Origin of the sequence: Aeromonas sp. S2(2024), from assembly GCF_041402505.1 — a bacterium.
Lineage (GTDB): Bacteria > Pseudomonadota > Gammaproteobacteria > Enterobacterales > Aeromonadaceae > Aeromonas > Aeromonas media.
This window is the reverse complement of the sequence record NZ_JBGLRL010000006.1, coordinates 20,001-31,991: the sequence shown is the minus strand read 5'-3', so window position 1 is coordinate 31,991 and position 11,991 is coordinate 20,001. Positions and strand designations below refer to the sequence as shown.

The window sequence follows — 11,991 nt, the reverse complement described above, 5'->3', positions numbered from 1 at the left end:
GCACTCCCTCTCTCGTTTCTCCAAGCCTTGTCAGGCCGCGGGCACCAACCCGGGCAGGGCATGCCAGACCCGGGCGGGATCCGCCTCCTCGATGGCCGCCATCATCAGTTGCTCGCTCCAGCGCCGGTGCAGTTGCCACAGCGCACTACCCGCCTCCCCCTGCCCCTTGGTGCACTGCTTGGCCACGTCTGCGGTGCGGTAGAAGTAACGCACCAGGGTGGTGAGCTCGGGCTCGGGCCAGCGGCAGCCAAAGTGGCGCAGCCGCTCGGACCAGAAGGCTATCTGGCGTCCCTCGTGCTCCTGCTCGACCCCGTGCAGGGCGGGGATCAGATCCATCGCCTGCCACAGCGCCCCATAGCCGACGAAGCGATCGTCCAGCGCCTCCAGTGCCTCATCCAGCAGCAGGAGCGTCTGCGGCCAGCTGTCGGCCTGCTCGCGGATGGCCTCCTGCGCCTCGCACACCGCCGCCAGCCACGCCATGGCCAGCTGGCAGATGATCGCCTCCTTGTTGGGGTAGAGGTGATAGAGGGACTTGATGCCCACCCCGGCGCGGGCGGCGATGGTATTGGTGTTGAGGGCCGCAAACCCCTGTTCCCCCAACAGAGCCAGGGTCGCCTGCTCGATGCGGTTCACCACCTCCTGACTGCGCTGCTGCCTGGGTTGACGCCGCATGCAGAGCCCATCCGGCAAACAATGTTCCGCCATCCCGTATCTCCCGCCATGGTGACTGTTTTTCATAACTACATGATGAGACAAGATAAACACAAGTCAAAAAAAGTGCAGCAATAACTGGCATTTTTCAGAATAGCTGCAATAACCATAGGTGCTCATATCTGCAGTAAAAACTGCAATTAACCCAAGGAGAGCGCGCTATGGATAGCAAACACCCCCGTCTCCGGCTGGGCGCCATCGCACTGCTGGTGACTGGCCTGCTCGGCTGCCAGCAGGACAGCAGTGAAGCACCACAGGACAATACCCTCTATCTCAACGGCAAGATCCACACCCAGGATGGGACACGCAGCCAGGCTGAGGCCATGGTGGTGCAAGGCGGCAAGTTCACCTACGTGGGCACCCGCGAGGGGGCCGAGGCCCTGAAGAACGGGGCGACCCGGGTGGTGGATCTGCAAGGCAGGATGGTGCTGCCAGGCCTGCACGACAACCACATCCACCTGCTCGGCACAGTGGCGCTGGACATGTGCGATCTGGACGGCCAGAGCGTCAACCTGGATCAACTCGTGGCCAAGATCGGTGAGTGCCTGCCCCGCTACGCCCCGGCGTCCGGGGACTGGCTGGTGGTCAACCAATGGTCGCCCTATGACGGCAACACCCCGACCGCCACCCATGCCACCCTGCTGGCGGCCCTGGATGCGGCGGCGCCGAACAACCCCGTGATGCTGGCCGGGGTCGACGGCCATGCCGGCGGCTACAACTCCCAGGCTCTGGCACAGGCACAGGACAAAGACGGCAATGTGGTCGGCTTCAATGCCACCACCCTGGCCCCTGGCGGCGTGTTCGAGGCCTTCATCCCCTATGTGGATCTGGCGAGCGGCGTGATCCGGGACGCGGCACGCAGCGCCATTGCGGTCCCCGACACCGGTGTGCTGAGCGCGGAGGGCGTGCAGGATGCCTGCGCCAACGACTTCATCCGACAGCGCCTGCTCAACATGCAGGACCAGGATCTGCTGCACATGCGCGTCACCGCCGCCACCTGCTTCCACCAGGATGACTACAGCGGCAAGCTGGACATCGCCGGCCACCTGGCCAAGGCGAGCCAGGTGCGCGACGCCTTCGCAGGCAACCCCCTCATCAAGGCCGATACGGTGAAGATCTTCCTCGACGGTGTGCTGGAGGGAGATCCCTTCACCAGCCCCCCCTTCCTGCCCAATGCCGGCATGCTGGAGAATTACCAGAACCCGCATCTGGCCCTGGATCCTGCCAGCGGCGAGGTGAGCATCACAGCGGACAGCGAGGATGCGGGCAGCAACGGCATCGTCAACTACAAGGAGACGGATCTGGCGCGCTACGTCACGGCGTTGGATGGGGCCGGGTTTGGCATTCACATGCACAGCATCGGCGATCGCAGCACGCGAGTGGCCCTCGATGCCCTGGAGGCGGCCCGCGCCAGCAACGGAGAGAGCCACATCCCCCACACCCTGGCCCACCTGCAGGTGGTGCACCCGGACGATCAGAAACGCCTCGGCGAGCTTGGCCTCTACCTCACCTTTACCTATGCCTGGACCACGCCCCAGCTCGCCTACGACATGCTGGTCAGCCCCTTCATCCAGCCAACCAGAGCAGGACAGTCCCTGAGCGAGGCCATCTACGATCCCATGGGATATCTCCATGATGCGCTCTATCCGGTAGAGCATTCACGCCAGGCCGGCGCCGTGCTGGTGGCGGGCAGCGACGCCCCGGTGGACAGCCGGGATCCGCGCCCGTTCGAGAACATGGCCGCCGGCATAATGAAGGCGGCCGGCAGCGGCGACGACTTCCGGGCCAGTCAGCGCACCTCGCTGGCCGAGATGCTGGCCGCCTACACCATCAACGGCGCCAGGGCGGTACGCCAGGAGGCGATCACCGGCTCCATCGAGGCGGGCAAGTCGGCGGACTTCATCGTGCTGGACCGGGATCTGTTCGCCCTGGTCAAGGCCGGCACGCCGGAGCAGATCGCACAGACCCGGGTCGAGCAGACGGTCTTCATGGGGGAGACCGTCTACCGCAAACCCTGAACGACACGGGCCCCGCGAGGGGCCCGTTTCTTATGGCTCATTCTTATGGCTCACAGGGGGCACCTCGTCCTCCGTCAGCCCGGGTTTCAGGGCCAGGGTGAAGAGCGCCGCCACCATGTCGGACTGGGTGATGATGCCCACCAACCGATCCCCTTCCACCACCGGCATGTGGTGAAGGCCGCCGTCTGAGAAGGCTTCCACCAGATCGTAGAGGGGCTGGTAGCGCCGCGCCTTGTGTACCTCCCGGGTCATCAGATCCGCTACCGTCAGTTGCTCGAGCTCCGCTCGCGCCCTGGGCTGGCGGCCCACCCGGTCAATCATCAGATCATGCAGTGTGATGATGCCGACCAGCTTGTCTCCCTCGTCCACCACCGGCAGCGCCTTGATCTGGTGGTGGGAGAGCAGGTGCCAGGCCTCCATGGCGAGCGCTTGCGGCGCCGTGACGACGAGATCCCGCGACATCACCTCCTGGCAGCGCACCGTGCCCACTCGCCCCCGCAGGGCGTGCAACTGGGCCTCCTGCAGCAGCTCCTGCAGATCCTGGCGGCTGATGTCCAGCAGCTCCTCATGCTTTTCCAGGGCAAAGTCGATGTCCTGGGTGGCCAGCCGGGCACTCGGCTGGGGATCCGCCGTCTGGTGGCGATTGGGCGCCACCTTGCCGCCATGAGGATAACGGCGCCCCAGGGCGCGGTTGTAGAGCAACCCCAGAGTCAGCAACAGCAGGGAGTTGAGCAGCACCGGCAGCAACACATAACCCACCCCCAGCGCCCGGATCCCCTCACCGCCGATGACGGCGGTCAGGGCCACGGCGCCGCCGGGGGGATGCAGACTGCGGGTGAGGAACATGGCGGCAATGGCCAGCATCACCGCCAGGGCCGAGGCGAGCGCCATGTCCGGCACCAGGCTGGCACTGACCACCCCCATCAGGGCCGATACCCCGTTGCCCACCAGAATGGACCAGGGTTGAGCCAGAGGACTCGCCGGGGCGGCAAACAGCAGCACGGCGGAGGCCCCCATGGGGGCGATCAGCCAGTGCACCTCGAGTCCCAGTCCCCACTGGCACAGCAAGGCGGTGCCCAGCAATCCGACGAAGGCGCCAAGGGCGCCGTAACAACTCTCTTTGAGGCTGGTATTGGTCGATACCGGTAAAAAATCCCTGAACTGCATCCTGCTCCCGCCGACGATAACATTTATTTCAAATGCGTGATTCTAGCCAATTCTCACCCCCCAGCACCAGCACGGGCATCATTGCGGCCTCAGGATCCCGGCGCCCCGGACGCGGTACACCTCAATCCGGTGAGCGGGGGTCGCAATACCATTTCCCTCGACCGGCGCTGGCTGGCCGAGGCGCTCGCGCGGTAGGCGCCATCGCAGGCGCGTCACCGGCCGCAAAGCCCGGCACCATACTCGCCAACCGGCACTCCCCTGCCGCTCCCCCCTGAGGGCCCCAAGGCCGTCATGCAAAAAAGGAGGGAAGGCTTGCGCCGTCCCTCTCTCGTTATGCCCGTACTCTCTTGTTGTTTGCTGGGGGATCAGGCCAGCTCGGCCCGCAGCGCCCGGGTCGCATCGACCATCACCTTGAGGGCAGCCGTGGTCTCTTCCCAGCCGCGGGTCTTGAGGCCACAGTCCGGGTTGACCCAGAGCCTGTCGGCCGGGATCTGCTTGGCCGCCTTGCGAATGAGATCCTCAATCCAGCCCTGGCTCGGCACGTTCGGCGAGTGGATGTCATACACACCCGGGCCGATCTCGTTGGGGTAGTTGAAGCGCTCGAACGCTTCGAGCAACTGCATCTGGCTGCGGCTGGTCTCTATGGTGATCACGTCCGCATCCAGCGCCGCCACCGCCTCTATGATGAGGTTGAAGTCGCTGTAACACATGTGGGTGTGGATCTGGGTGCTGTCCACCACCGGGCTGGCACTCAGGCGGAAGGCGCGCACCGCCCAGTCCAGATAGGCCTGGTGATCCTGTTTGCGCAGGGGCAGCCCCTCACGGATCGCCGGCTCGTCGATCTGGATGATCTTGATGCCGGCGGCTTCCAAGTCAGCCACCTCGTCGCGAATGGCGAGACCAATCTGCAGGGCGGACTGCTCCCGGCTCACGTCTTCGCGCGGGAAGGACCAGCAGAGTATGGTCACCGGGCCGGTCAGCATGCCCTTGACCGGCTTGTCGGTCAGGCTCTGGGCAAACTGGGTCCACTCGAGCGTCATGGGGGTGGGTCTGTCGATATCCCGGGTGATCACCGGCGGCTTGACGCAGCGGGAGCCATAGCTCTGTACCCAGCCGAAGCGGGTGATGGCAAAGCCATCCAACAGCTCACCGAAATACTCCACCATGTCGTTGCGCTCGGCTTCGCCGTGCACCAGCACGTCCAGCCCTATGGCTTCCTGGCGCTCAATTGCGTCCTTGATCTGGGCCTGGATGCCCGCCTCGTAAGCTGCGTCGTCGATGCGACCGGCACGCCACTCCTGGCGCAGCAACCGGATGTCGGAGGTCTGCGGGAAGGAGCCTATGGTGGTGGTGGGCAGCAGCGGCAGCTTGAGATCGGTGCGCTGAGCGTCGGCACGCACCGGGTAGGCGCTCTGGCGATCGAAGTCGCTGTTGGTGAGGCTGGCGAGCCGCGACTGCACCGCTTTCTTGTGGACCCGGCTGTCGGACTCCCGATCGACGATGGGCTGGCTGTATGCAGTGATCTTGTCGAGCTCGCCCCCATCCAGGTAGTCCGCCAGCAGCCCCAGCTCGTAGCACTTTTGCAGGGCGAAGGCGAACCAGCTGCGGGTCTGGGGGTCCAGCTCGTGCTCCAGGGTCAAGTCCACCGGGCTGTGCAGCAATGAGCAGGAGGAGGCCACCCAGAGGCGCTCGCCGAGCTTCTCCTTCAGCGCTTTCAGCGTCGGTGCCAGCTTGCCCAGGTTGGCACGCCAGACGTTGCGGCCGTTGATGACCCCAGCCGAGAGCACCCACTGGGCTGGCAAATGCGGCACGAGCGACTCCAGCTGCTCGGGGGCGGCCACCAGATCCAGGTGCAGGCCATCCACCTTGAGGCTGGTGATGATGTCGCGCTGATGGGCGACAGAGCCGAAATAGGTGGTGAGCAACAGCTTGCAAGGGCCGGCCAGGCGCTCATAGGCATTGAGGTAGGCCAGACGCCACTCATCCGGCAGGTCCAGCGTCAGGGCCGGCTCGTCTATCTGCACCCACTCAACTCCCTGGGCCGAGAGCCTCCCCAGGATCTCCTGGTAGACGATGAGCAGGCGATCGAGCAATTCCAGACGAGAGAAGCCGCTCTCTTTCTCCTTGCCGAGCCAGAGGTAGGAGACAGGACCCAGCAGCACCGCCTTGACCGGCAGCCCCAGCGCCTTGGCCTCTTCGACCTCTTCAAAGAGTTGGCTCCAGCCCAGCTTGAAGCGCTGGTCGCGGCTAAATTCCGGCACCAGGTAGTGATAGTTGGTGTTGAACCACTTGGTCATCTCGGCGGCGGCGGCGGCCGGGCCGGTCGGCGCACGGCCACGGGCCACCCGGAACAGGGTGTCGAGATCGGTGTCGCCATGGCGGTGGCGGGCAGGCACGGCGTCCACCAGCAGGCTGGTGCCGAGCACCTGATCGTACCAGGCGAAGTCGCCCACCGACAGCAGGTTGACCCCGGCGGTGCGCTGCGCCTGCCAGTGGCGCTCACGCAAGCTCTTGCCCACGGCGACCAGCTCGGCCTGGGTGGTCTCGCCACGCCAGTAGGATTCGAGGGCAAATTTCAGCTCGCGCTTGGCGCCGATACGGGGGAAGCCCAGGGTGTGTGCTCGTGTCATAGGTCCAATTCCTTATGCTCATTCATCTGATGGGACACTGGATGATTTAGCCATCCAGATGTTTACACATCTAGAGTGACGAGATAAGGTGGCCTTGGCTATTGAATCCTCTTCAACTGGCTCTCAAGAAATCCTCAACTGACGCACAAAGGAGCAGTGCCATGGGTGTGCCCAACCAGTCGACCAGCCATCAGAACACCAACGCGGGCATCGATCTCAAGCACCTGAAGACCATCAGTGCCCTGGCCGAACAGGGCTCCCTGGCGGGGGCGGCGCTCTGCCTCAACCTCACCCAGTCCGCCCTCTCCCACCAGTTGAAAGAGCTGGAGACCCGCCTCAACCTGGAGCTCTATCTGCGCAAGAGCCGCCCTCTGGTATTGACGGCGGCCGGCCAGCATCTGCTGGCCCTGGCCCGCCAGGTGCTGCCCGCCCTGGCCCAGACCGAGCGCCAGCTGCTGGCCCTGCACAGCGGGGATGCGGGCAGGCTGCATCTGGCGCTGGATTGCCACAGCTGCATCCAGTGGCTGCTGCCGCTGTTGCCGGGCTTTCGCCGCCAGTGGCCCGGGGTGGCGCTGGAGGTGGAGTCGGTGCCCGGCTTCGATGCCATCAGCGCCCTGCTCGGCGGCCAGCTCGACCTGCTGCTCACCTCGGACGTACAGGCGCGCGGGGATCTCCATTTCGAGCCCCTGTTCGCCTTCGATCTCACCCTGGTGATGGCTCCGGATCACCCCCTCTGTCAGCAGGGCCGGATAGCCCCGGAAGACCTGCGACCCGAGGTGCTGCTGGTCTACCCGGTGGAGCGGGCCCGCATGGACGTATTCAGCCGTTTCCTGCAACCCGCCGGGGTGGAGCCCGCCCGCTGCAAGCCGGTGGACAACACCTCCGTCATGCTGCAGATGGCCGCCGCAGGGCTCGGGGTCGCCGCCCTGCCGCGCTGGGCCAGCGAGGAGTTTGTGCGCCAGGGCTTGCTTGAGGCGCGCCCTCTGGGCACCGGGATCCGCCGCCATATGTATGGCGCCGTGCGTGCCGCCGACAAGGATCAAGCCTGTCTGCAGAGCCTGTTCGAGCGCATTCGCACCCAGATGGCCGAGCAATGAGAGGGCATGAAAAAGCCGCCCCTGGGGGCGGCCTTGCCAGCCATTCAACCGTTTATTGCTGTGCTTGCGTCGTCCCATCACCACAGCGGGCTTGAGGATCCTGCTGCCTTGGGCAGTTGTCGCACAGGCTGCCGTCGCTGCGCTTGTGGTGCAGGCAGCAGCGCTGGCGCACATAGCCGGGAGCGGCGCTCGTCTCACCCGCCGGCTCCACCGCCAGGCGCCAGCCCGCCAGATGCTCGGCGGGCAGGCCGCAGGCGGCCAACCAGAGCGGCGCATGGGCCGCCACCTGCTCGCGGCTCACCTCGTCGAAGAAATCCGGCACCCGCACCAGGGCCGCCAGCAGATCGTCAGCCAGGAGCGGGCGCACGAAGCCGGGCCTCAGCCGCTGCCCGCTGGCCATCGCCTCGAACAATCCCTGCCAATGGCGGCGCAAGCGCCGTCCTGCCGCCTCGATCAGTACCTCCCGCTCGCCCCTGATCATGGGCAGGGCCGGCAGGCTGAAACCGGACACCAGTCCGGCACCATAGCCCAGCCCCATGCGATCCAGGGCGGGCACGGCCCCGACGCGATAGACGGCCACCATGGCGAGATAGATGGACTGCCAGCAGAGCATGCCCCAGCTGCGGGTCAGCCAATAGGCGGGGCCCGCCTCCGGATGTGCCAGCCGCCAGTGCTCGTGCAGCGCCAGCGTCACAGCCCCGGGAGCCATGTCGGCATCAGCCATCGCCAGCAGCGGCATATCCCCAGCCGTCAGCCGCCCCTTGAGGGAGGGAATGAGCTGCTCGGCGGCGGCGAACAGGGCATCGTGGTCCGCCTGGTGGCGGGCCTGCCGGTGGTTTAGCAGACTGCCAAACCCAGACGAGGTGCTGCCAGAGGGGCCGCCACGCGCCGGTATCCCGTGATGAGAGGGCCCCGGCGCAGGTCCGGGGCGCAAGGTCAGAATACGTATTTGAGTCGAGCCTCCACATTGCGCTCAGCCCCGAACCAGCAGTTGTTCTGGTCGTAGCAGGAGTAGTAGGTCTTGTTCAGCAGGTTGCTGGCGCTAAGCGATACCCCCACCCCCTTCATGCTCGCGCTGAGGGCGGCGAGATCATAGGAGGCGGACATGTCCATCAGCAGATAATCCGGCACAGTATCGGTGTTGGCGGCATCGAGCTGGGCCTCCCCCACGTAGCGCAGGCCGGTACCGACCCGCATCCCCTCCAGGCTGCCGCCCGGCAGGTAGTTGCTCCACAAGGAGGCCATCTGCTTGGGTACCCAGACCGGGGTCTTGCCCTGCAGATCCGTGGTGTCCTTGGTGATCTCCATGTCCTGGCGGGTATAGCTCAGCGCCAGATCCAGCCGGCTGGTGAGATCGGCGCGCCCTTCCAGCTCTATCCCCCTGGAGACGATTTCGCCGGTCTGCAGCTTGGGCCCGTAGACGTTGTCCGGATCCGTCACCAGGGCATTCTCCTTGGTGATATGGAACGCCGAGATCGTGGCCGTCTTGCTCATGTCCTCGGAGAGGAACTTGAGCCCCCCCTCCCACTGGTGGCCGGTAGCGGGATCGAACGCCTTGCCGCTCTTGTCCGCCCCCGGCACTGGCTCGAAGCTCTCGGCATAGCTCACATAGGGTGACAAGCCATAGTCCAGCTCATAGAGGGCGCCGAGGCGGAAGGAGAGGTTGTCCTGATCGATCTGGGCCAGAGACTGGCTGGCGGCTCCCAGGTAGAGGCCGCGGCTGTCGGTGCCCATCCGGTAGCTGTCGTAGCGGGCGCCACCGATGGCCACCAGCCGGTCGAGGCGCACCTGATCCTGCAGATAGACGCCGGTCTGGGACTGGCGAATGGTCTTGCGATCTTCATAGGAGAAGGTCAGGGCATCCGGCCGGATCTGGTTGTGATCCGGGTTGAAGATGTCGATGGCGGGCGCAGAGTAGTCGAGCGTGTCCTGATAGAGGATGCGCGCGTCCAGATATTGGTAATCGACCCCGAGCAGCAGGTTGTGCTGGGCGCCGCCGGTCTGCACCTTGCCCGCCAGCTGGTTGTCGATGACAAAACCACGGGACGCCTCATCGGTGAGATAAGCGTTGCGGGCCAGGGTGCGGTTGTCCGCCGCCAGGGCCGCGTTGTAGGTATTGCGCTGATAGGCGGAGGCATCCATGTAGCGGGCATTCTGCAGCACCTGCCAGTTGGCGTTGAAGTCGTGGCTCAGCTTGTAGCCGAGCAGGGTCACGTCCCGGTTGTACTCGTTCCAGTTCTCGTCGCCGAGGAAGGTATCGCTGCCAAGCTGCCCCAGGGGGTTGCTCTTGACCGAACCGCTGGCGGGGACAGTGGTGTAGATGCCGGCTTGCGGATCCTTCTGGTAGTAGAGGTTGAGGTTCAGCAGGGTGCGATCACTCAGCTGCCAGTCGAGGGAGGGCGCGAATACGTAGCGCTCCTCTTCGGAGGTCACCGCCTGCCCCTCCTTCTGACGGGCTAGCCCCACCACCCGGTAGGCGAGCTGCTCGTTGATGGCGCCTGTGCTGTCGAGGGTCATCTCCTTGAGGGTGCCCGTCCCCGTCGCCACGCTGACGCTGTGCTTGCTCTCCCGCTGAGGGCGCTTGGCAATGAGGTTGACCATGCCGCCGGGGGGCATGCTGCCGTAGAGCACCGAGGTTGGCCCCTTGAACACCTCCAGCTGCTCTATGGCCACAGGATCTATCTGGGGTTGCAGGTTCCACTCGTTGTATTGCAGCAACAGGCCGTCATAGAAGTTCTGGTAGTTGTCAAAGCCGCGGATGTTGAACAGATCCAGCCGGTTGACCGCCCCGCCTCGCAGTTCGGTGTTGACGCCGGGCACGTAACGCAGCGCCTCGCTCACCGAGCTGACACCGCGCTGCTCCAGGGGCTCGCTGTCCACCACCGAGATCGCCTGGGGCGTCTCGATGGGGTCAAGCCGGGTCTTGGTCGCCGTGTTGCGATAGGTCTGACCGAGCACGGTCAGGGTCTCGTTGGCAAGCGCTGCGTCCTGGCTGCCGGGCGTGGCGGCCAGCACAGAGCCTGCCAACAGGGCGGAGATGGTCGCGGCGACCACGGTCAATGGGGGGTGAACAAGTTGCATCTGATCCTCGACTGCCTACTGCATGTGAATAGTAACAAATATCATTTGCATTTTATTGTGCTAATTTGCCCCTGAATTAACAATTTGGGGCATCTTGGCGGGCAGAGAGGCGAAAAACAGGCGAGATTAGCCTCAGTCGACGACGCCTTATGTCGATGAGAAAAGACCATGAATTCAAATGACTATCTTTGGCAGGCGCACAGAGGGTCGGCCATCAGCCGCAAGCGGCCTCGCCAGGGATAGGGGACTTGAGTGAAGACGTGCACGCTCAACCCGGGCAGGGAACGATGGGTAGCCAGTACTCCATGGAGGCATCCGCCCTCCGACCGTCAAAACCCGGGGCATAGCGTTCCAGTTCGAAGCCATCCAGCCCGCGATAGCTGGAGGAGGGCAGCCAGTGCTGGATGAACCAGTTGAGACTCGGCCCCAGTTGCTCGATGGGGCCCTGGTGGCTCAGCACCGCATACTCCTGGGACGGAACCCGAAGGCACGCCAACCCGGGCAGGGGTTCAGTCCCCTCCTCTGTCGCCACCCCGGCCCAGTAAGGCAGCCGCTCCCCCGCCCCCGAGACGTCCACCACGCCAAGCAGTTCGCTGGTCAATGGCAGCCCCCCCGCCTCGCGCCAGGCACGCCAGATGGCAGGCACCGTCTGCTGAAAGTCCGGGTCTTCGGCAAAGAGGCCCCGGATCTCCCCCCTGACGCCGTGCAGGGTGAATCCCGGCCGGCTCTCCACCCGCACCTGCACCAGCCTGGGGGGACTGGTCAGCGACATGGGGACCCGTACCAGGGGGGTACGCAGCCCCAGCCGCAGGCCCCGTTTGCGATAGGCCAGGGGCGAGCAACCAAAGTGCTGTTTGAAGGCCCGGCTGAAGCTCACCTCGGAGCCAAAACCATGGTTCAGCGCCAGATCCAGCACCCGCTGGCGGCTCGAGAGCAACGCCTCCGCCGCCAGGCTCAGCTTCAGCTCGCGCACATAGTGGGCCACCGTCTGGCCGGTCTCGTGCAAGAAGACCCGCTGCAACTGCCAGCGCGACCAGCAGCTCTGCTCGGCCAGTTGCTCCAGCGACAGGGGCTGATCCAGGTGGGCGTGAATGTAGTCGAGCACCCGCTCGATGCGGGTGAAATGGGGACGCGTCCGTGGCGCCGGGTCGGAAGGTGCGAAAGATGTGGTGATTGTCATGCCGGGTGCTGGTCTCTGCCTGCAGAGGATCAGCCTCTGTTCAGGAGTGCACATTAAACATGGCCGCCGTGCCGGGAGCAAGGGGGCTGGCGGCGCCACCTCCCCCT

The 11,991-nt window shown here is 65.0% G+C and carries 8 protein-coding genes; 2 read left to right on the top strand and 6 right to left on the bottom strand.

The window, feature by feature from the left end; translation table 11 throughout:
- Positions 1-30: 30 nt before the first annotated feature.
- A complete protein-coding gene (locus ACB039_RS08265; RefSeq protein WP_371165476.1) occupies positions 31-705 on the bottom strand; it encodes a TetR/AcrR family transcriptional regulator in 675 nt (224 codons plus the stop codon).
- A 167-nt stretch (positions 706-872) separates the two neighbouring features.
- Here ACB039_RS08265 and ACB039_RS08260 point away from each other — a divergent pair, with 167 nt between their 5' ends.
- On the top strand, positions 873-2,729 hold the full coding sequence (locus tag ACB039_RS08260) for an amidohydrolase (RefSeq protein WP_371165475.1): 1,857 nt from the start codon (positions 873-875) through the stop codon (positions 2,727-2,729).
- A gap of 30 nt (positions 2,730-2,759) precedes the next feature.
- Here ACB039_RS08260 and ACB039_RS08255 read toward each other — a convergent pair whose 3' ends face one another.
- Both ACB039_RS08255 and metE read right to left on the bottom strand, forming a co-directional pair.
- The gene (locus ACB039_RS08255; protein ID WP_005327912.1) at positions 2,760-3,896 is read right to left on the bottom strand and encodes an HPP family protein; all 1,137 of its coding nucleotides are present in this window, start codon (positions 3,894-3,896) and stop codon (positions 2,760-2,762) included.
- Positions 3,897-4,261: 365 nt separating this feature from the next.
- On the bottom strand, positions 4,262-6,526 hold the full coding sequence (gene metE / locus ACB039_RS08250; protein ID WP_371165474.1) for a 5-methyltetrahydropteroyltriglutamate--homocysteine S-methyltransferase: 2,265 nt from the start codon (positions 6,524-6,526) through the stop codon (positions 4,262-4,264).
- Positions 6,527-6,687: 161 nt separating this feature from the next.
- Here metE and ACB039_RS08245 point away from each other — a divergent pair, with 161 nt between their 5' ends.
- Positions 6,688-7,623, top strand: a complete 936-nt coding sequence (locus tag ACB039_RS08245; protein WP_371165473.1) for a LysR substrate-binding domain-containing protein — start codon at positions 6,688-6,690, stop codon at positions 7,621-7,623.
- 52 nt (positions 7,624-7,675) lie between these two features.
- On the opposite strand, the gene ACB039_RS08240 is transcribed toward ACB039_RS08245, so the two are convergent.
- The 3 genes from ACB039_RS08240 to ACB039_RS08230 all read right to left on the bottom strand — a co-directional run bounded on the left by ACB039_RS08240 (position 7,676) and on the right by ACB039_RS08230 (position 11,884).
- Positions 7,676-8,467: a siderophore ferric iron reductase gene (locus ACB039_RS08240; protein ID WP_270823563.1), complete on the bottom strand. Its 792-nt coding sequence runs from the start codon at positions 8,465-8,467 to the stop codon at positions 7,676-7,678.
- 92 nt (positions 8,468-8,559) lie between these two features.
- On the bottom strand, positions 8,560-10,704 hold the full coding sequence (locus ACB039_RS08235; RefSeq protein ID WP_371165472.1) for a TonB-dependent siderophore receptor: 2,145 nt from the start codon (positions 10,702-10,704) through the stop codon (positions 8,560-8,562).
- A gap of 268 nt (positions 10,705-10,972) precedes the next feature.
- Complete coding sequence (locus ACB039_RS08230; protein ID WP_371165471.1) at positions 10,973-11,884, bottom strand: helix-turn-helix domain-containing protein; 912 nt, start codon at positions 11,882-11,884, stop codon at positions 10,973-10,975.
- Between the last annotated feature and the right edge of the window lie 107 nt (positions 11,885-11,991).